This is a genomic window from Bacteroidota bacterium (assembly GCA_020161395.1).
In the GTDB taxonomy this organism is placed as follows: Bacteria; Bacteroidota; Ignavibacteria; order Ignavibacteriales; family Ignavibacteriaceae; genus UTCHB3.
Genome location: JAIUOE010000002.1, coordinates 357,789 through 378,911 on the forward strand (window position 1 = coordinate 357,789; position 21,123 = coordinate 378,911).

Below are 21,123 nucleotides of genomic sequence, written 5' to 3' on the forward strand. Positions count from 1 at the left end.
CCTCGTTATTTGCCGGGTGATCCAATTAAGATAAATGGTGCCCAGTAAAATGGGTGACTCCAGTCTTTGTTCGTTTTATTGTTTAAAACGGCTATTTGAGCATCTCTCATCGAGAAGAGAAGTGGCTTTTTTTCGTCTTTGTACTTCTCGTAAAAATGTTCCATCATAAATCCGGTTGATCTGTCGTCCACAGTCCAAAGCGTACCCATTACATTGGCAGCTCCGGCATAGAGCAGCGCCCGGGTGAGCCCGGTAAGATCATCAGTTGTCAGATATTTGTGACCGCCGAAAGCTCCAACTCTTCCGGAAAGACATGCACTTAATACTACGAGATTCGCATTAAGTTTCAATTTAAATATTTCCGAGGCTCTCAGGTATCCGTCGTCACTTGCGTTTTTGGTTAGCATGAGATGACTCTTGAGTGCATCCTCCTCATAAATCCCGTGCGTGGCAAAGTGGAGTATGTCATATTTCCCCGCCTCTTTCTTTATCACCGATTCGGTTGCTGCTTCATTTATCAGCAGGAGGGTTTTATTTTTGTCGAAATGCCGCGAAATTTCATTTGCTTCTTTCTCCGCGAAGGGAAGGGGTGAGAATTTCGTGTTTGGATAGATGGGATTACCCACAATCAAAATCTTTCCTTCGTCGGTCTTTCCTGCCTTCAGAAGGAACGGAAGTGAAGAAGCGGAGGGTAAAGTCAGTATCTCTTTTTCTTCAATCCAGTATGTCGGTCTCGCTACATGATGTTTCTTTGTGAGGTCAAGATTTTTGAACGATGAGATCAACGCAGCAAATGGCATCTCGTGCAGGAAACCATGAGGAATTATTATTACTCTGTTATAATTAACGAGGTCTTTGTCCTGCTGATCACCGATTATGGTCTTGTAGAGCTGAAACAGAGCGAGTTGAAGAACCCTGTCCGCATCTGAAGCATACCACATCTCAGCGAGCTTGAGACTGTCGAGCGAGTCATCGTTTCTGTTCAGAATCTTTTGAAGTTCGGTGAATTCCCCCCTCTTGTTCGGGAAAAGATTTATGTCAGTAATAATTTTCGTGACGAGTGAATCGATTTCCCTTGGACTTTGTTTGGATCTGGAAACCGTGATCGAATTCCGGGTTACAAGAAATGTGTAAAATGCGTTCCTTCCAATAAAGAATTCGACAACGGCACTTTTTTCATCGATCAGCTTTTGGAAGTCCTTCAGTTTAACCGTTTCTTCGCTTACAAGGAGATTCAAATCCGGCTGCAATTCCTCCTTCTTCGAATAGATTTTTGAGTATTCATCGAGAAGGGAGGTAAATTTGCCGATTTTGTCCTCTTCAAAATATAACCACAACGAATCCCTGAAAACTGTTTCGATCTCGCTTTTCCTCGACAGCACTTCCTTTAATTCAGCGGGGAGGTTCTCCTCCACTCCGGATGCTTTGGTGGACAACATGTCAATGAAGGATCTGGATTTCACCTTCTCCGCAAGATTGAACATAGCTTCAAAATCTTTGTTCTCATAGAGTTCGTTGATCAGGAGGACATAATAATAAGTAAGATTGTCAAGAAATACTGCCCGCCCCCGTTCGTCATCCAGTTTGGAGCGGTACTCCTCTATAACTGCGAGATTCTCATTTAATAAATTAATTCCATTATTGCGAAATATTTCACCGTTCTCTTTTCTGTCCGACATCTCAAGATAAAGGTAACCGAGTCTCAGAGATGCTATCGCCTTCCAGTAATTATTACCGCTTTTTTTATATCCCTCGATACTCATCTCGATATTTTTTGCGGCACTGTCAAGCTGTCCGGTACTTTGAAATGAAATGCCAAGATTAAACAAAATATTTGTCTTCAGGTTTTCATCCAGTGTGGAAACGGAGAGGTTTCTTGCTTTTATCAGGGTGGTTAAAGCGTCATTCAGCACCTGATTGTAATCGCTGTTGTCAGGATCGGCAGATGCATCAAGTCTGTAAAGTATTCCGAGATTCAGAAGCACAGAGAGTCTGCCGTCATTATTCCCCTTTTTCTCATAAAAATCGAGCACTTCCATAAAAAGATTTTCGGCTTCGGTAATCTTTCCGGCATACGCTGATCTTCTGTCGGTCTCCATCAGGGTGATAGCAAGATTGTTTTTTATATTGTAGAGTTCAGTCTCAATTTCGCCCGATAACGGCTGGTTAAAAGCTTTATTCAAAAGGTTTACAGCCAGTCTGTAAAAACTTGCAGCAGCCTCCAGCTCCCTGTAATTGTAATAAAGTGTTCCGAGTAACTTTACCGACCGTATTTTGTTGTAGTTGTCTTTTTCCTTCTCCGAAACCTTGAAAGCCTCAAAAATAACCTTCTCGGCATCCTTGCACGACGATTTTTCGAGGAGTGCATAACCCTTGTCAACAAGTTTCCCCGCCTCTCCCGTCTGTGCTTCGAGCAAGGGAATAAAAACCAGAATAAAAAAGAAAATTTTTTTCATGTTGGAAAAGTTTCAGATTTTTTACTAAATTGAGTAATACAAGATTTGATTTTACCTTAATTTGTGATCCAAAGCAATTAAACGGTTTTGAAGTGCCTAAATCACAGATCAAGGAAAGATTAAAGACTATTTTAACAACAGAGATTCTAATTATTTCCTTTTGATCGTAGATGGAGTAATTTAGAATTCAATTTAATAAAGTTTATTTAGAATTCAAACTCTATTACATTTCTACGAGCAAAAAGTTTCCCTTAAGTTTATTTATCAACGGAGGACCCATGAGAAATCGAGTGGCTATATTCATCTTTTCTGTAATTATGACTCTGTCCGCGGCAGCGCAGGCACCAAGAGTCGATATACAGATACTCAATCCGCTGCCAACAGTAGATCTTACACAATTCATTAATGCAAAAGATCTGTGCGGAGCACCGGAAGTGTTTCAGGTTAGGCTTGATCCTAAAGGTCAGCAGGGCTTCATAAAAGCTTTCTTCTCCTGGAAAAAAATTGATCAGACAAGTTACGATGAAGTCTATAGAATGACCAGCGATAATTTCACGATCAGGGATTTCTACAGCAACGAATTGTGTAATTCGGAGATTACCGTCAAGGAAGAAAATTCCAACAAAACCCTCATCGACGAGGCTCTTAAAAAAGGTGTGCCGGTAGGAAGCTACAGAATTACCATCGAACTTTATAATGCACAAGGTGTTCTACTTGCTTCAGATACAGAAACCAGGGATTTCACAAACCCTGCAGCAACCCTCGCTCTTATCTCTCCGGTACAGTTGATGTCTTACAGCGAAAACAGTGTGCCTGCATCATGGAACCCGGTAATCGGTGCACAGTCTTACAGAATTAAAGCCGTCAGACTGACATCCATTCCACCTTCGCTCGAATCAGCAATTGAAGACGGTACTCCATGTATCAATAATGTTGATGTCGGACCTGTCACTCAACTGAATGACCTTTCAGTACTCCAGTCGGCAAACCCCTGGAGACCGGGTGACTTCGTTGTTGTAAGAGTAACGGCAATCATTCCCGGAGCAGGTACAAATCAGGAATTGAACAGTAACATAATCCTTTTCCAGATCAGGAATGTTAATAATCCCCAGTCATCAGTTGTTTCACAGTTGATAATGAATCTTCTGTCATTCCTGCCACCAAACCTGGTTACTCCCGAGTTGCAGCAGTTCCTTACACAGTATGGAGCCTCAATCACCGGTTATCAGGGCGATGGTGGACAAAACCTGAATTTGAACGAATTCCTTAATCTCTTAAACATGATAATTGCGAACCCGGATATGCTGATCAATATCCGTCTCGAAGGTTCCGGGAGTTAAATATGAAAAAATATCTGCTAAATTTATCCATACTCGTGGTTGCTGTTTTCTTCTTCTCGGGAGCAACCGAAGAGGTTAATGCACCTGCTGCTGTTGTTACGAAGGTTGTTAACGCCGCCGAATACAAGACTTCTTCAGGGAAGTGGACCGATTTGAAAGTTGGACAGGCTCTCAACTCTGAAGATATGATCAAGACTTCAGGGAAATCTCTCGTCGTTGTCAAGTTTACCGATAACTCGGTGCTTAAGGTAAGAGAGAATTCACAGGTTAAAATATCAACCCTCAAGAAAGACAAAAATGTCTCCAAAACAGTAGATGTTGATAAAGGAGCCGTAAATGCCTCTGTAACCAAACAGGATCAGCAGGATTTCAAATTCAAATCACCGACTCTCGTGGCTTCGGTCCGCGGTACATGGCTCCTCTTTGGAGTGGGTAGCGACACTACAAATGTCGATTTGAAAGAAGGACAACTCTTCTGCGAAGCCCAGCTTGGACGACAGGAATCGGGAGATTTGAAAGAGAACCAGACTGTTACAGTAACCCCGGAAGGGTCATTTAAACCGAGAGAAATGACGGACTCCGAGAAAAAACGATTCGAGAATTCGAACAGGTCAAATGTCAAAAAAGTGGTGATAAAAACACCACAAGGTGACATCGTAATCGAATATCTGGAAAACTAAAGAATATATTTTCAGTATTAAGCCGCTTTTCATATTAGAACCATGTAAAAGCGGCTTTTATTTTTTGTTTTTTTTTAGCTATTTTGTAAATTCCATGAACCGTTAAAGAAATTACCCAACTCCCGTTTCATCAATATCCCGGAGGTTTAATAGAATGTTAAATTACTTTTTCAAAATCAGTTTCTTTTTGCTCCTGCCTGTAGTTATCTTTGCACAGGCAAGCAATTTTGTGACCAGTGTGTCACTTACGGATGCCAGAGAGGGCTCTGATCTCACCATAAGAGCGGACCTGACCAATATCAGCGAAATTTCTGATATCACGATAGCTTATCGTGTATTTGGCACAACAGAATTCATTAAAAAAGAGATGGACCTTTCGGGTGGTAGTGCAAGCATAAATCTGGGTGCTGACGAAATAAGACTGCCGTCTCTCGAATATTATTTTATAATCAAAATAAGAAGCGGTGGTGAAGAAACCTATCCTGTCGATGCTGTCATGCAGTCATATCTGAATGTACAGGTTCAACCAAAGTCAGCGAAAGACAGTGAAGTTTTACTCCTTAACCCAGAACCCGGCACACCAATGACGACCGATGAGGCTCTGGTAACCATTTCGCTGTTGAAAGCCAGCGATGAGGTTGACAAAGGTAAAACCCGTTTTTTCGTTAATGGAGTCGATCTCTCAGATCAGCTTTTTATCGCCGAAGATCTTATTATTCTTGCCGGTGACAAGCTCGTTTCAAATCTTAAAACCGGAAGTTTGAACTCTTTCAGAGTGGAACTCTACAAAAAAGACGGTTCAGCCTACCATGCCTACTCTGCCGGTTTTGAAGTAAAGGAAAAAGCCGGTAACAGAATTCAGGGCACACCTTTTGAATATTTCCTGAATGTAAGAGGTGAGTCCCGAAACGAAAATGTAAGAGAAGTGAACAACTGGTACAATAACATCTCCATCGATGGTAAAGCCACCTATGGTGCATTTGATGCCGATCTGCAGGTTTACGCCACTTCTGAAGAAAAAGATTACTTTCAGCCGTACAACAGGTATAAACTCGGAATTTACAACGAGTATTTCAGAGTAATCGGTGGAGATTATACACCCGGATATCAGTCACTGATCATGAACGGTAAAAGAGTCAGAGGTATAACCGGAAGCGTGCATGCAGGTTTCTTTAATGTTCAGGCTTCCTATGGCGAGATAAACCGTGGAATAGACGGAGGGATTGTCGAAATTTTACCTCCAAACACATCTCTTCTGGGCTCTGATATCCAGCGACTCCCTGACGGAAGAATCGCAAGGGTTAATCAGGGAACATTCAAAAGGGATGTTCTTGCTGTAAATCCTTACTTTACTGCAGGAGAAACCTTTAAACTTGGTTTTACCTATCTTCATTCCAAGGATGATATTGCTACTGCAAAGTATACAAAACAACCTCAGGAAAATGTGGTTGCAGGCGCTGACTTTGCTTTGAACCTTGACGACAACAGAATTCAACTCTATGCTCAGGGAGCCTTCTCCGTCGTCAACAAGGATATCACCACGGGAAACATTGCCGACACGACTATTGACAAGGTTTTTGGTCCCGGCGGTGCATTCAGTGGTAATGCCGGTCAGATAAAGGATATTAAAGACATCATCAGCCGGTTCATCACTTTCAACCAGTTCCTTTCACCATTGAAACCGGATGAACTTTCTTCCCTTGCTTATGAAGTAAGCCTTTCACTCAATTATTTCAACAATTTTTTCAAAGGTTCATACATAAGCAGAGGATTCGACTACATCTCCTTCGGTAATAATTATCTTAGAACCGATGTCTCCGGATTTAATCTTTTCGACCGTGTCTCTCTGCTCGACAACAAGATGTTCCTCTCCCTCGGATACGAGAGACTCGAAGACAACAGAAACAAGACCAAATTTGCGACAACCAAATTCACCAATTTTAATGCATCAGTATCATATTACCCCGCTTTCAATCTGCCCGGAATCATACTTTCCTACTCCAGAAATGAAAACAACAATGGAATCCTAAGTACCGACCCGGATCTTCAAAGAAGAACTTACGGTATTGATGACTATACAAACAGATTCGGATTGCAGGTAACTTACAGATTCTTCGCCGGGTACAACCACAATCTCTCTGCAAATGCCTCAATTTCGAGCAGAAAAGACAACACTATTTTCCAGTTTGATGCGAACAATACAATGCTTGGTCTTAACTACTCGACCGAGTGGAGTAAATATTTACAGTCGTTCCTGAATCTCAATATGAGTAATAACGAGATTGTTCAAGGACCGGGAAGACCGACAGTCAACTTTAACATCACTTCACTTGTTGCCGGAGCAAAATATTATCTCATGCAGAATAAGCTCGTTCTAAACGGTTCAGTCTCCCCCACTTTCGGAGATGCAAAAAGAACAGCAATCGATGTGAGCGCTCTTTATTATGTGCTTCAGAATTTCTCTCTGCAGTTACAGGTAAGATACATACTGAACAGTGGTGATATAATTGACCCTGTAAGAAATGTCACAATTCCGATAGCAAATGATTCTATCATTGGATTAACAACAAGATATGAATTGAGGTAAGATGCAACCCAGGAAAAACAAGTCAGGTTTCGTAACAAAACTTGCCACAGCAGCAGTTGTTGCACTTCTGACAATTCTTCTCACGGGTGACTTTTTTATCTCAATAAAGCCCATCAAAGAGCTTGAACTTAAGCAAATTGATGAGAAATTTACAAAAAGAGGTGCTGTCCCGTTCAAGGACAGCACCTCTAATGTTATTATACTCGAGATAACCCGGAATACTTTTAAGGGCATGCCCGAAAAGTATAAAAAATGGCCCTACCCCCGTGAATTTTTCGCCCGTGTAATTAATAACCTGAATAATGCCGGTGTAAAAGCGATCGGCGTCGACCTTCTTATGGAAAGTTCCAGCATCTTCTCCCATGAAGATGACTCCACATTGATAAATGCCATTCTCGCCAAACACAATGTGGTGGTCGCCGGCAAGACTTTCGACGAGAACAAAAACACCGGAGGCAATGTACAGGTTGAGGTCGAAAACCTGAAGGAAGACTACGGAAGTTTCCTTTTCCCCGTCGACAGTTCGATCGGAATCGTGCAGGTGATAGCAGATAACGATGGTGTTCACCGCCGTTACTACCCCTTTGCCTATTCCCAGACCTCCAAAAAAAGTGTCCCCACTTTCTCATTTGCAGTGTTAAACAAGTGGTTCGGTCTCTCTCCGCTTACCATTTCCGAACTTTCAGGTGACCACTTTAAATTGGGGAAAAATCTGATTCCAAAATACGACGATGTTTCAATGCTGGTAAACCTATACGGTTCATCCCGCACATTCAAGCATGTTGATTTTATAGATGTACTTGATGATTCAGTCTTCAACACCGCTGAGGAACTTGAATACGGTACTTCGTTGAATATTTGGGATGACCCTGCTTCGGGATTGCTCCATTCGGGGATGTTCAAGGATAAGATAGTGCTGATCGGCTCCACACTCGAGGAGGATCGTGATGTTATTCCCGTTGCATTGTCCACTGATGAGAAAGGCGGAAGCAATACTATCTACGGTGTCGAGTTCCACGCCAATGTCATCCAAAACATTATCGATGGAAACTACATCAACAAGTTTCCCTATTGGGCTGAAGTTCTCCTGATAATTGCTTTTGTAATGATCAGTTTTTTCCTGACTTCATCTCTGAGAGATCTGAAACTTCGAATGAGCTGGATCGTCGAGATCGGAAGCGTCTTGCTTGTCTTTCTTCTGGTTTTTGGAATCAGGGAGCTCTCTAACTTTCTTTTCATCAATCAGAAACTCCTCCTCTCGTATGTTGGAATTGACCTCGGAATCATCCTCGGTTATTTTTCGAGTACAGCCTACTACTTCATCCTCGAAAGAAGACAGAAAACACAGATCAAAGGAATGTTTTCACAATATGTCGATAAATCGATGGTTGATGAATTGATTGCCAATCCCGATAAACTTCGACTTGGCGGTGAGAAAAAATTTGTCACGGTCTTCTTTTCTGACATCGCAGGATTCTCAACTTTCTCCGAGAACAAGGAACCGGAAGAGCTGGTGGCATTCCTGAACCAGTATCTCAGTGCGATGACTGAAACTGTTATTGCAAACAAAGGGACTCTCGACAAGTATATCGGCGATGCCGTGATGGCTTTTTGGGGAGCTCCGATTCCGATTGAGAACCACGCCCAACTCGCCTGCAAAACGGCTCTTACCCAGCAGGAAATCATCAAAAAGATGCAGAAAAAGTGGAAAGAGGAAGGTCAGCCGATTATTGATGTGAGAATCGGTATAAACACAGGTGACATGGTTGTTGGAAATGTCGGTGGCACACAAAGATTCGATTACACCGTAATGGGTGACAATGTGAACCTCGCTTCCAGGCTCGAAGGAGCAAACAAAGCCTATGGCACCCACATCATGATCAGCGAGTCAACCTTTGAACTCGTCAACAAGGAGTTCATGACGCGTGAACTCGACCGGCTCGTGGTAAAAGGCAAAACCCTGCCAGTTAAAGTCTATGAACTTGTTGCCGAAGCCGGTGCTGAAATTGATGAGGAGACAAAAAAGGCGATGCAACACTACTGTGATGCCATGTCGAAATATCGTATTCGTGACTTCGAAGGCGCACTCGAACTTTTCAACAAGGCTCTCGAAACCAAACCTGATGACGGACCTTCAAAGGTTTACATCGAAAGGTCGAAACACTATATTGAATCACCTCCTGATGAGAACTGGGATGGCGTCTTTAAACTCACTACAAAATAATTTGTTAAGAGGCGGGGTTATTCTCGCCTCTTCCCTTATTATCACTGCCTGTGCCTCCACGGTACGAATACCCGACAACAGGAACAAACCCGACATCGAGGTAAACAATCCTGAAAGCAATCCCGCCTCCTTCGATTTGAAGGTCGTTTCAACATTTACAGGGAAAGCAACTTATTATGCCGATAAATTTCAGAACCAAAAGACTGCAAGTGGTGAGATTTACAAAAAAAGCAAGTTTACCGCTGCACACAAAGATCTTCCCTTCAATACCCTTGTGAAGGTTACAAATCTGAAAAACGGGAAAAGTGTCGTCGTAAAAATAAACGACAGAGGACCCTTCGGAAGGGACAGGGAAATCGACCTTTCATACATAGCTGCAAAATCGATTGACATGCTCGCCGATGGTGTGGTGGATGTGAAAGTGGATATCCTCGGAAACAACTGATTTTCACCCCGCTCCCCTGGAACAACAAATCCCCTCTCCTTTTTCCTGCTTATTGTTAAATTCACACTTTACAATTTATTTTTTTGGAAAACTCTCTGATTCTCAGGTCACTTACAGAAATCAAGAACTCTGACACAGGATTCCTGCTTGCCTTGCTGCTTACGGCTGCAGTGTCAGCAGTTATGCCTGCAATGGCAGTCCCGGTTCTTCTCGGGGCGGTTCTCTTCTACGCCCTTATTAAAGCGGGAGGTCGAGAGTTTAATCTTGTAGTGGTCATGCTTCTCCTCTTTCTTACCAGCAGCACACTCGATCCTTCGTTCCGTGTGGCAGTAATCGTATGGTCACTCGCATCTCTTGCATGGTTTGCATTCGATGATCCGGAAAAGCATGAGCGGATGAAAATCCCCCGGGGGATAATCCTGTTTGCAGTTTTCACTCTCTTTTTTATTGTACTTTCCTCTCTTGTATCGATAAATCCAATAAAAGGACTGTCAGCGGCATTTCGTCAGGCAGTATTCTTTGTTTTTGCGTTTTTGATCTTCATGAATATAAAAAGCCTGAAAGATGTGTATCTCCTGCAGGCTACCGTCCTGCTCACAGGTTTGATCAACGGATTTGCAATACTCTATTCCATTTTTGCGGGGGGTATCTCGGCACATACATTGCTGGAGGGACCAAGCAGATTTGGCGGGCTCTTTACGAATATAAATATAAATTTTTCGGGTGTAACTCTCGCTGTCTCTTTCCTGATTATCGTGGCATATTTCTTCCTGAAAAATAACCGGAACATGCAGCGAAGGGGATTTCTCCTGGCAATTCTTCTGCCACTCTCCCTGGCATTGTTGATTTCAAATTCCAGAGCCGCACTTCTCGCTGCCTTCGCCGGTGGTATTACATTCTTTTTGATAGTCTTCCCAAAATACAGGTTCCATTTTTTCGGAGGAGTCATCGTGCTTGTTTTGGCTGCTTTCCTCATTCCTCCCGTTAACGAGTTTCTTTCGCTGATGCTCCGTTTTGAGCGATTTTTGAATGTAAGGGATCATTTGTGGGCTATGTCGTGGGAATCCATCAAAGACCATCCTCTGCTTGGCACGGGTCCTGACCAGTTTAAGGACTACTTCTTCAAGTACATGACCGCCTCAGAAGGAAGCTATGCGGAAATGATGATAAAAAGTCTTTACAAAGAAGCAGGTGACAGCGGTCTCTCCCATAATTTTTTCCTCTTCAGACAGACAGAACTCGGTCTCCCCGGACTTCTTTCAGCTTTTTGGCTGCCGGGAATGTTCATTCTATTCGCTGTAAGGGCAATGAAAGGGTTACGAAATACGGACAGGGATGGTTTTATTCTGGTTGCCGCATCTTTGTCAGTAGGTGTGGGACTTTTTGCGAGGTCAGTCTTCGAATCAATAGGAATTCTTACTCACGGATGGCTGATGGTCGACCTTCCGTTCTGGGTTTGCTTTATGGTGATTGTTTATTTTTACCGGAAGACCCGCCAAATCCAAACAGAAATCCCGAAAAGCTCCCCATAGCATAATAGAAATGCATCATAATAAGAATTGACGGGAGGCTCACCGCCGGCAGCCCGTATTTCAGAAACTTGCTGAAACTTTCCACCATAACCGCCGTCAGATAAATCCCCAGAATCATCATGAACGAACCGATGGTGAACAATGCGGTGCGTGAAGAATTGAAAAAATGAAGTATCCCTGTTAACAACAGCAAAGAAATCTGCAAAGTATAGAAGAGTGCCGGAGCAGCCTGTTTAAGACTGTGACTGAGGGGATCAAGTGCGAAATACTTCCCGTAGTCAAAGTTTTGCTTCTTTAGTTTTATCAGGGTTTTCCTGGTTCTGTAATAGTAAACCAGTTCAGGATAGGCGAATCCCTTAAACCCTTTTTTCTCCGCCCTGTGATAAAATTCATTGTCCTGGTTCCTGATAAATTTTTCATCGAACAAACCGACCGAATCGAAAACCTCCTTACGAACGGCAAAGGCACCACTCCCAAATCCGGGAACAGGTTTTGAGACTCCGGATATCCTTTGCCAGTTCCTTCCCAGTCTCGAAAGATGAAACAACTGAATCGACCGTTCTATCATGCTCTCAGCTTTTGGAAAATCGTAACATGGTGAGAATATCGATACCTCTTTGTCCCTTTCGGCAACCAGAGCCAGATTTCTGAAGTAACCGGGATTCAGACTGCTGTGTGCTCCGAGCATCTGTACCAGATCAGCCCCGTGGTCGAGAGCATAGCGGACACCAATATTCAACGCATGGGGGGTGTATCTTGCAGGATTTTCCAACAGAACAATTTCAATCCCGTCAGAGACTGACTGGCTTACTGTCCACTCGATTTCCTTGTTCTTCGAGCCTGATACAACCACGACCGAAGTAAGATAACCGGTGTTTTCTTCCGTAAGAATGTTGTTTAATAAAGTTTTTAGGGAAAGATGGTCGTCGAGAACAGGAATTACTGCAAAAATTTTGATGGCGATATCTGTTTTTGTTAGAAATTTTATTAATTTTCTTTGTAATTTAACCTATGTTTCGTAAATATAAAAAGCTATTAACCATTAATTGTTGAATTCACTTGAAACAGTACAATCATAGCGGCTCAAAAATTCTTGTTGTTGATGATGATGCAACAAATCTTAAGTACCTTCTTATCAGACTGACACAGGCAGGATACGAGGTAACCCAGTCACAATCGGGCAATGAAGCACTTCAGATGCTTCAAACTTTTTTACCTGATCTCATCCTCCTCGATATCAAAATGCCGGGCCTCGACGGTTTTGAGGTTTGCAGGATTGTCAAGGCAATGGAAGAAACTGAGGATATCCCCATAATTTTCCTGACCGCCCTGACTGATACAATCGACAAGATTAAAGGATTTCAAGCCGGCGGTGTTGATTATGTTACCAAACCGATCAACTTCGATGAGCTTAACGCAAGAATAAATGCACACCTCACTCTCATCAAACAGCACAGGGAACTGAAAGCCAGTGAAGCAAAGTTTCAGATGCTCGCAGATTTTTCGTTCGATTTCGAATACTGGCTGAATGACATGAACAAATTCAACTATGTTTCTCCCTCTGCAAAAAGAATAACAGGATATGAAGCCTCGGATTTTGAGAACGACCCTGCACTGCTCAGAAGAATAATTCACCCCGAAGACAGAGAAAAAATCTGGAAGGACATCGAGTCAGGTTTCGATTCCACTGAACCGATTATGCGACAATTCAGAATCGTTACCAAAAGTGGCGAAATCAAGTGGATAGCCCACAAATCCCTCATCATCACAGATAAAGACGGTAAAAACTACGGCAGAAGAGCTTCAAATCAGGACATCACGACCCTGAAACTCGTCGAGGATGCCCTGCGCCAGTCGGAACAGGAACTGAAAGCTGCAAATCATTCCAAGGATGAATTCCTTTCAATCCTCGCTCACGACCTCAAGTCCCCGTTTACAGGATTGATTGGTTTATCAGAGATGATGAACAACTATTATAATGAGCTCAATTCTGATGAAATCCGGGAATTCTCTTCAGGTATTTACGAATCTGCAAAGGTAATCTACGCCCTCATCGAAAATCTCCTTACCTGGACAAGAATTCAGTCGGGTAAACTGGAGTTTGAACCTTCAGAAACCAATTTAAGAGATGCTGTCAGGGATGTGGTTTTCGCGAGTGAAACCAGTGCCCTTAAAAAAAACATCACCTTGCTGAACGAGGTTGAACCGGGTGTCAGCATAATTTGCGACAGAAACATGCTTGATATGATTTTAAGAAACATTATATCGAATGCGATCAAGTTTACATATTACGGAGGTGAAGTCAGGATCTCAGCCGGGCTGGCGGGCAATTTCGTGAATCTTGTGATAAAAGACAGTGGCATGGGAATAACTGCCGAGAATCTTACAAAACTCTTTAAAATGGAGTCAATCATCTCAACCACCGGTACGAACAAGGAACAGGGTTCGGGTATGGGTCTGCTCCTCACAAAAGATTTTGTTGAAATACAGGGTGGTACGATATTAATTGAAAGCGAACCGGGAGAAGGCACAACTGTCTCTATCTCATTGCCGTTACATAAAAAATAATTTTTATTAATGAACTAATTTTCTCCGAAATAAATTAATAATGTAGAGCTTTCTACATCTGTTAATCTTTCGGAGTACTATGTCAACAAAACCGGCTAACGCGGGTATTTGGGATAAATTCCTGAATATCATTGAAAAGGGGGGAAATCTTCTTCCTCATCCTGCAACACTCTTTCTGATTTTTGCCATTCTTATCGTAGCCGCTTCCGGAGTGGCTTCCTGGCTTGGGCTTGAGGTTCAACATCCCGCAAAAGACGAGATGATTAAACCCGTCAACCTCCTTTCGGTTGAAGGTCTTCATTACATCCTTACTTCGATGGTTCATAATTTTACCTCTTTTGCGCCGCTCGGTACGGTGCTCGTAGCACTGCTTGGAATTGGAGTTGCAGAAGGGAGCGGATTGATGGGCACCGCATTGAGACTGATTGTCATAAAAGCACCCGCAAAAATCCTCACTTTTGTAATCGTTTTTTGCGGTGTGATGTCAAATGCTGCGAGTGAAGTGGGATATGTTCTTCTGATTCCCCTAGCAGCTATTATTTTTCTCGCTGTGGGAAGACACCCTGTTCTCGGAATCGCAGCCGCTTTTGCGGGAGTTTCCGGAGGCTACAGCGCCAATCTCCTTCTTGGCACAATCGATCCCCTGCTCGCCGGTCTCTCTCAGGAGGCAGCCCATATCATAGAACCCAACTACTCTGTAAACCCGGCAGCAAATTACTACTTCCTCGCAGTCTCGACATTCATTATTGCAGCAGCAGGAACCTGGGTGACAGAAAAACTTGTTGCCCCACGACTCGGGAAATATACAGGAGACGAAAAACCTGAAGAACTTAAACCTCTAACATCTCTCGAGAAAAAAGGTTTATGGTCGGCTTCTGCTGTAGTTTTTATTCTTACACTGGTGATCATCGCCGGGCTCGTTCCTGAAAACGGGTATCTTCGCGATCCAAAGACAAACGATATTCTAAAATCACCTTTTATGTCGGGAATTGTAGCAATCATTTTTATTGGAGGAGGACTCGCAGGTCTTGCATATGGAATCGCTGCAAAAACGATAAAGAGTGATTCCGATGCCATGAGAGGGATGAGTAAATCGATGGAAACACTCGGATCATACCTTGTGCTGGTCTTCTTTGCGGCTCAGTTTGTTGCATATTTCAATAAAACAAATCTTGGTTTGATAATTGCCGTTGAAGGCTCCACTGTACTGAAGTCACTTAATCTCGGTGAGATTCCCCTGATGATTTCATTCGTTATTCTGACTGCAATACTAAATCTCTTCATGGGCTCAGCTTCAGCAAAATGGGCAATAATGGCACCTGTTTTCATTCCAATGTTTATGCTGCTGGGTTATTCCCCGGAATTTACGCAGGCAGCTTACAGAGTGGGTGACAGCGTCTCGAATGTAATTTCACCCATGATGTCATATTTTGCCCTGATCATAGCAATGATTCAGAAATATGACAAGAATGCCGGATTGGGGACATTGATATCCACCATGTTACCTTATACCGTGGTATTCTTCATAATCTGGTCGTTGTTGCTCGTGGGATGGGTGGCCCTGGATTTACCCTTGGGTCCCGGCTCCCGATTGTATTATCCGTGAGGTAAAAGCTGTTGCAGGATTTATTTTGAGATCCGGGAAGAAGAATTGATTAAATACTGTAGTCAATTCTTCTTCCGGTTTTAAAGTGAGAAGTTACAGTTTCAGTATCTTCTTTATATCTTTCATCGATTTGTTCTGCGAGACGAGACTAAAAAACTGGAACTGTTTTTCCACATGGCTCGTCCAGTATTCCCAGTTGTGGTCTCCGGAATCAGCCAGGTTTATATGCGGAATCTTTCTGGCTGCTGCCTCTTTTGCAAAGGAGGAATTGACTCCAAAAGCAAAATCCTTTTTACCACAGGTAATGAAGATTTTCAGGTTATCTTTCTTCCCTTTGAAACTTTTCAGAAGGTGGATCGCCGAATTCTTTTCCCAAACCTTTTTGTTTTTTGCATAGTCGCCGAGTCTCTTTTTAATTCCCCAGTTCCCGGAAAATTTGGTGATGTCCAATATTCCGCTCATCGATCCGGCAGCCTTGAAATAGCCTTCCTTTTTAAGATAAAACGATATGGCACCATGTCCACCCATACTCAAGCCGGTAATAAACCTGTTTTTTTCATCGACCCGGTACTTGCTCTCGATGAAAGGGACAACCCTTTTCCAAAATGCACTCTCATACTGCAGTTCTTTTCTGTCACTGCTGTTCACATACCAGGAATCATAGTAGCCGTCAGGAAGTACGATGATCATCTTATACAAGTCAGCAAGTTTCTGAATGTCATAATTTACTTTCCAGTCATAAGACGAACCCGCCCAGCCGTGAAGAAGATAAACGAGTGGATACTTGGTATTGTTCTTCCTGTATTCCTTCGGAGTATAGATGAAAAGTTTGTTGATAATCGTCGACTTGTCATCTTTTCTCTTGTCAAGCTGCTCATACTCTGCCTTTGGAGAGAAAAAAGCAAGATTTACGGAATCCTGAGAATAGAGAGTCCCGGCAAATAAAAGGAAAAGGAATAAGAGTATTCTGGCTGCGGGTCTCACTTGTTATTCTCCATCAACCCAGTCGGCAAAGAATACATTTGTATCACCTTTTTCTTTGTTAAATCTGTTGGAGGCGAATACGAGGTGTTTACCATCCTTTGTAAACATGGGGAATCCGTCAAAAGATTCGTTGAATGTAACCTGTTCGAGACCTGTGCCGTCAGTATTGATCAGGTATAGATCGAAGTTCCTCGGGTCTTTACTTAAAGCGTTTGAACAGAAAATTATTCTTTTACCGTCGGGATGGAAGAAGGGAGCGAAACTTGCCTTGCCAAAATTCGTTACCTGAACCTTGTTTTTGCCGTCAGCATCCATCACAAATATCTCGAGTGCTCCTGGTCTTACAAGTTTTTCCTTTACAAGTTCGTCATAATCCTTAAGTTCTTTTTCAGTTTTAGGTCTGCTTGCCCTGTAAACAATTTTGGAACCGTCTCCGGAGAAAAATGCACCGCCGTCATATCCTTTTTCGAAAGTGAGCCTCTTCTGGTTGCTGCCGTCTATGTCCATGATGTACAGTTCAGGATCACCATCGCGGAGAGATGTGAAAATTATTTTATCCCCTTTAGGCGAAACTGTTGCCTCTGCATCATAAGAGTCATTGCTGGTTACCTGACGGATGTTTTTGCCGTCTTTATCGGCAATAAATATTTCGTAGGAATCGTAAAGTTTCCAGACATAACCTTTTGAAAAATCGGGATTGGCAGGGCATTTGGCATCTGCCATATGTGTGGAGGCATAGATAATTGATTCATCTCCGGGCATGAAATAAGAACAGGTGGTTCTGCCATGACCCGTGGAAACCATTTTCTTATCTGTGCCGTCAATATTCATTGTGAATATCTGATCGCACTCCATCCCCTTGGTTTTTGCCTGAAATATCAACTTTTTGTTGTCAAACGAGAGATAGGCTTCTGCATTTTCACCACCGTCAGTGATCATTTTTATATTTTTTAGTCTCTTCTCGCCTTTAAAAACCATGCTGTCGGCATTTTGGGCTGTTGCAGTGATATTGAAAATAACCATTGATATCAGTAAAAGCAGAATGCTCTTCATCTAATTAACCTCGTAGATTGTGATTGTGTTCGAAAAAGTTTTAAGATAAGCCTTAAATTAAGGTTTATTGCGGGACATGGACAAGGAAAAATTCTTTGGCGGCTTTGCCGATTCTTTCAGCCTCTTCCATCGTCATGTGCATACCCGGTACACTTTCATCGTCCTCACCTGCTTCAAGTATTGCAAGGTCGGCTCCTTTGGCGTGGTGCAAAAGTTCGTCACAGTATGCAGTATCACCACCGTAGCAAATTTTCTTGCCGCCGTATCCAAATTTAAAACCGATGGCGGGCACAAGTCGGGTTTCGTTTCCTTTTCCTGTCATTTCGCTGTGCTTTACGGGGAATGGAGTGATTGATACTCCGTGACGGGAGAACCGTTTCGAGTCCATGATTGGCTTTAAGTATATCGGGTAGGAAGTGCTGAGACCGTAAACGGTCCGGAATGCATTATAGATACTTTCTATCTCGAAGCATCCTTCGGGATAGTGGATGTTCATTGGCGAGCGTTTTCTCATAACACGAAGGTAGGTTAGCAACGACCATACACCACCCACATGATCATGATGACCATGAGTAATAAAAATATCTGTGATCGATAAAATCTCCTCCGGGTGAAGTTCTTCATTAAGATCACGAAGTATCCCGTCACCTGGATCGATTACTATCTTCGTCTCACCGGCTCGCAGTAAAATACCCGTGGCAATGGCAGGAATTGAACAAAAAATCTTGATACTGAAATCTTCCTTTTCCCAGAAGATTGGATATTCGGATTTAACCATAAAGAAGCCATCTCATATTTAAATTACAACCATTGCTGTCAGTCCGCCGACAAAAAACGCTATCACCCATGCACTGATCCAAATTGTAAAGCCTTCTTTCCAGCCCCTCTCTTTCAACATCACCATGAATGATGCTATACAAGGGACAAAAAGAGTAATCACCACCAGTGACACGGCAACCTGCATCGGGGTAAGCGACAGATCGAACAGACCCGCAGCTCCAAAATCTCTTCTGACTGTACCCATCACAAAGGCAACAGACGCCTCGGAAGGAAGTTTCAGCCAGTTAACCGTTAACGGTTCAAGGAATTTGGTGAATACTGCAAGTAATCCCGTTATCTCTAAAATTCCAACTCCAAGCGCTCCGATGAAAAACCATAAGGCTGCCTCTTTCATGAAACCGGTCGACCTGTACCATGTTTTTTTCAAAATATTGTCTATCCTCGGTACACGCATCATCGGCAAATCAATCAACAAGGGAGTGCTTTGTCCGGGCAGCATCTTGTGCAAAACTGTTGAAACTGTTATCATCATTGCTACAATTACCGTTGCATACACCATCATTGCCTGAGGACCGGCGGTTCCTGCAAGTACTGCAATAACAGCGAGCTGGGCAGAACAGGGAATAACAAATTGAAGAATCGCAGTGGCGATGGTTTTTTCCCGTTCACTTCCGAGTATTCTGGTGGTAATGGTTGCCATGGTTACGCATCCGAATCCGAGAAGAATCGGGATAACCGCTCTTCCATTCAATCCGATTCTGGAGAGCGACCGGTCCATCATCGTGGCAAGCCGTGGCAAATAACCTGAATCCTCGAGAATAGCCATGACAAAATAAAAAGCTATCACCAGGGGTAAAAGAAGAAACAGCAGATAGGTAATTGTCATGCTGAAAACGCCAAACTCACCAAAGAAGAGTTTTACGATGGGATTGCTGAAATGAAAATCGACCTGAGTGTCTTTGTTTGCGGCAGCATCCTCAAATGATTTTTTCAGCTCCGGTTCGTACTTGATTCCTTCTTTGAAATTAAACTCTTTGGTGCCTGTTGCATTTCCATCCTGATCGAGGGTGGTTACTTTAATATCAACGGGTGTAAATTCACCGACAAAACTCTTTGTGTAAAATTCAAAATACCTCTTCCCTATCGTGTCCTCTGTGAATCCTACAAGTCGCTGTGCAACCAAATCGCCAACCAGAAAATAGAGAACCACCAGTACAACCGCCAGAATCGGTATTCCTGTTACGGGATTTAGTGAAAGGCTTCCCAGTATATTGAAAAAACGCCCTTTTGAAGTGTCTTCATACTCGACATCGGCAATTATTTCATTTACACTTTTTCTTCTTTCAATATAAATGGCTTCACGGTCGTCAGCACTTCCACATTCAAAGCCGTACTTGGCGGATACTTCCTCATCACCTTCAGCTACGAGAAGAGCGACTCCCCTGCCGTGATTATTCACGATGTGCTGGTTCAATCTTCCGGTAATTTCACCGCTGACATTTCCCGTTCTTGCTTTCTCAATTGCCTCAGGCAGACGGTCAAAACCCGACTTGCTGACGGCAGAACTCTCTATCACCTCAACACCGAAAAGTGCCGACAGCCGGGCGGCATCTATTTTTATTTTTTTTCTTTTAACTTCATCGCTGAAATTAAGAACGATCGTAACCTTCTTTCCCATTTCAATCAGTTGCTTTGTAAGAAAGAGGTCCCTTTCAAGATGGAGTGAATTTACAACATTCAGCACTATATCCGCTTCGATGATCACATCCCGGGCAACCCTCTCCTCATCGTTAAATGATGAAACACCATATATTCCCGGGGTATCAAGAATTTCATAATTTTTCCATGTTCCCGTACTTACTGATACGGTGGTACCGGGAAAATTCGATACATCAACATAAACTCCACTCAGATAATTGAAGACAAGCGATTTGCCCACATTGGGATTACCAACGAGGACAACCCTTTTTCTCTCTACAAGTGGTTCGCTTAAATTTGGAGTCTGTAATAAATCTTTCGGGCTTACTTTTATGCCCGTGGCTTCTGTTCTCATTGTCAAAGTTCTTCTGAAATTAATATCTGCGATGCAAGTTCATATCCCAGTGCAATCTCCTGACGGTTCTTCTGTATAACTACAGTGCCTCCCGGCAATCTCTCAAGACAAAATATTCTGTCTCCCTCGCTTATTCCAAATCTGATCAACTGCACTTTCAGCACTCCGTGTGGCAGAGCCATCACAGTAAAATATTTCCCTTTACGGGCAGAATCAAGCGTTCTTTTTTCCATTATACCAGGGGCAATCCGGTTTTTTCTCACACCGGGCAAAAATGTTGTAGGAATAACTCGAGGTCTTAAAACCCAGATTTTCACCGATTTCTTTCGACATCTCTTCGAGCCTGTTGTCAGTAAATTCCACGATCCTTCCACAATCCATACATACCAGATGGAAGTGATTCTGTCTCTTGAAGTTGCTTTCGTAGTAATTTACTTTATTTGAAAAATTGCGGAGGGATAAAAGTTCTGCCTGACAGAGGAGTTCGAGTGTATTATACACGGTTGCCCGCGATACATGCGAGTGGTTGTTCTTCATCGATATAAAAAGTTCATCGGCGCTGAAATGACCATCGAACTCCAATGCCGCTTCAAGAACTTCAAATCTTTCGGGTGTTATTCTGTTGCTCCCCCGTTTGAGGAAGTCTCTGAATAACTCGGTTGCCTGGTTGTTTTTCACTTCTTCTTAAAATTATTTAGATTTAATCTACATAAAAATAACATTTACCCGGCAATTAAACAAATAAAATTTCCATGGCTTGCAAATAGATTTTTCCAAACCCTCCTGTTGAGTGATTTTTATCATATTATTTAATT

The 21,123-nt window shown here is 42.8% G+C and carries 16 protein-coding genes; 8 read left to right on the plus strand and 8 right to left on the minus strand.

Features of this window, described 5'->3' with window-relative positions:
- Positions 1 to 5: 5 nt before the first annotated feature.
- The gene (locus tag LCH52_04115) at positions 6 to 2,456 is read right to left on the minus strand and encodes a CHAT domain-containing protein (GenBank protein MCA0387657.1); all 2,451 of its coding nucleotides are present in this window, start codon (positions 2,454 to 2,456) and stop codon (positions 6 to 8) included.
- A gap of 278 nt (positions 2,457 to 2,734) precedes the next feature.
- Between LCH52_04115 and LCH52_04120 the strand changes: the two genes are divergently transcribed.
- The 6 genes from LCH52_04120 to LCH52_04145 all read left to right on the plus strand — a co-directional run bounded on the left by LCH52_04120 (position 2,735) and on the right by LCH52_04145 (position 11,264).
- Positions 2,735 to 3,796 (plus strand): hypothetical protein, encoded by a 1,062-nt coding sequence (locus tag LCH52_04120; GenBank protein ID MCA0387658.1) that lies wholly within the window; start codon positions 2,735 to 2,737, stop codon positions 3,794 to 3,796.
- Between the two features lie 2 nt (positions 3,797 to 3,798).
- A complete protein-coding gene (locus LCH52_04125; GenBank protein ID MCA0387659.1) occupies positions 3,799 to 4,476 on the plus strand; it encodes a FecR domain-containing protein in 678 nt (225 codons plus the stop codon).
- Between the two features lie 154 nt (positions 4,477 to 4,630).
- Complete coding sequence (locus LCH52_04130) at positions 4,631 to 7,063, plus strand: hypothetical protein (protein ID MCA0387660.1); 2,433 nt, start codon at positions 4,631 to 4,633, stop codon at positions 7,061 to 7,063.
- 1 nt (position 7,064) lies between these two features.
- Entirely contained in the window at positions 7,065 to 9,287 is a 2,223-nt protein-coding gene (locus LCH52_04135) for an adenylate/guanylate cyclase domain-containing protein (protein ID MCA0387661.1), read from the plus strand.
- Positions 9,259 to 9,732 (plus strand): septal ring lytic transglycosylase RlpA family protein, encoded by a 474-nt coding sequence (locus tag LCH52_04140; GenBank protein MCA0387662.1) that lies wholly within the window; start codon positions 9,259 to 9,261, stop codon positions 9,730 to 9,732. Before LCH52_04135 ends, LCH52_04140 begins: the two co-directional genes overlap by 29 nt.
- Positions 9,733 to 9,815: 83 nt before the next feature.
- Positions 9,816 to 11,264 (plus strand): O-antigen ligase family protein, encoded by a 1,449-nt coding sequence (locus LCH52_04145; GenBank protein ID MCA0387663.1) that lies wholly within the window; start codon positions 9,816 to 9,818, stop codon positions 11,262 to 11,264.
- Here LCH52_04145 and LCH52_04150 read toward each other — a convergent pair.
- Entirely contained in the window at positions 11,194 to 12,117 is a 924-nt protein-coding gene (locus tag LCH52_04150; GenBank protein MCA0387664.1) for a hypothetical protein, read from the minus strand. The two genes, LCH52_04145 and LCH52_04150, sit on opposite strands and share 71 nt — an antisense overlap.
- A gap of 206 nt (positions 12,118 to 12,323) precedes the next feature.
- Between LCH52_04150 and LCH52_04155 the strand changes: the two genes are divergently transcribed.
- Together LCH52_04155 and LCH52_04160 are read left to right on the plus strand one after the other, a co-directional pair.
- On the plus strand, positions 12,324 to 13,832 hold the full coding sequence (locus LCH52_04155; GenBank protein MCA0387665.1) for a response regulator: 1,509 nt from the start codon (positions 12,324 to 12,326) through the stop codon (positions 13,830 to 13,832).
- A gap of 79 nt (positions 13,833 to 13,911) precedes the next feature.
- Positions 13,912 to 15,438, plus strand: coding sequence for an AbgT family transporter (locus tag LCH52_04160; GenBank protein ID MCA0387666.1), 1,527 nt, complete (start codon positions 13,912 to 13,914; stop codon positions 15,436 to 15,438).
- A 93-nt stretch (positions 15,439 to 15,531) separates the two neighbouring features.
- Here the strand turns inward: LCH52_04160 and LCH52_04165 are convergent, their stop codons facing one another.
- From LCH52_04165 to LCH52_04190, 6 genes are all read right to left on the minus strand, one after another.
- The gene (locus LCH52_04165; protein MCA0387667.1) at positions 15,532 to 16,422 is read right to left on the minus strand and encodes an esterase family protein; all 891 of its coding nucleotides are present in this window, start codon (positions 16,420 to 16,422) and stop codon (positions 15,532 to 15,534) included.
- 3 nt (positions 16,423 to 16,425) lie between these two features.
- Complete coding sequence (locus tag LCH52_04170; GenBank protein ID MCA0387668.1) at positions 16,426 to 17,475, minus strand: hypothetical protein; 1,050 nt, start codon at positions 17,473 to 17,475, stop codon at positions 16,426 to 16,428.
- A 64-nt stretch (positions 17,476 to 17,539) separates the two neighbouring features.
- The gene (locus LCH52_04175; GenBank protein ID MCA0387669.1) at positions 17,540 to 18,253 is read right to left on the minus strand and encodes an MBL fold metallo-hydrolase; all 714 of its coding nucleotides are present in this window, start codon (positions 18,251 to 18,253) and stop codon (positions 17,540 to 17,542) included.
- Positions 18,254 to 18,271: 18 nt separating this feature from the next.
- On the minus strand, positions 18,272 to 20,308 hold the full coding sequence (locus LCH52_04180; GenBank protein ID MCA0387670.1) for a ferrous iron transporter B: 2,037 nt from the start codon (positions 20,306 to 20,308) through the stop codon (positions 18,272 to 18,274).
- A gap of 2 nt (positions 20,309 to 20,310) precedes the next feature.
- Positions 20,311 to 20,541 carry a ferrous iron transport protein A gene (locus LCH52_04185; GenBank protein MCA0387671.1) on the minus strand — a complete coding sequence of 77 codons (231 nt, stop codon included), beginning with the start codon at positions 20,539 to 20,541 and terminating at the stop codon, positions 20,311 to 20,313.
- Positions 20,522 to 20,986, minus strand: coding sequence for a transcriptional repressor (locus tag LCH52_04190; protein MCA0387672.1), 465 nt, complete (start codon positions 20,984 to 20,986; stop codon positions 20,522 to 20,524). Before LCH52_04190 ends, LCH52_04185 begins: the two co-directional genes overlap by 20 nt.
- Positions 20,987 to 21,123: the final 137 nt, after the last annotated feature.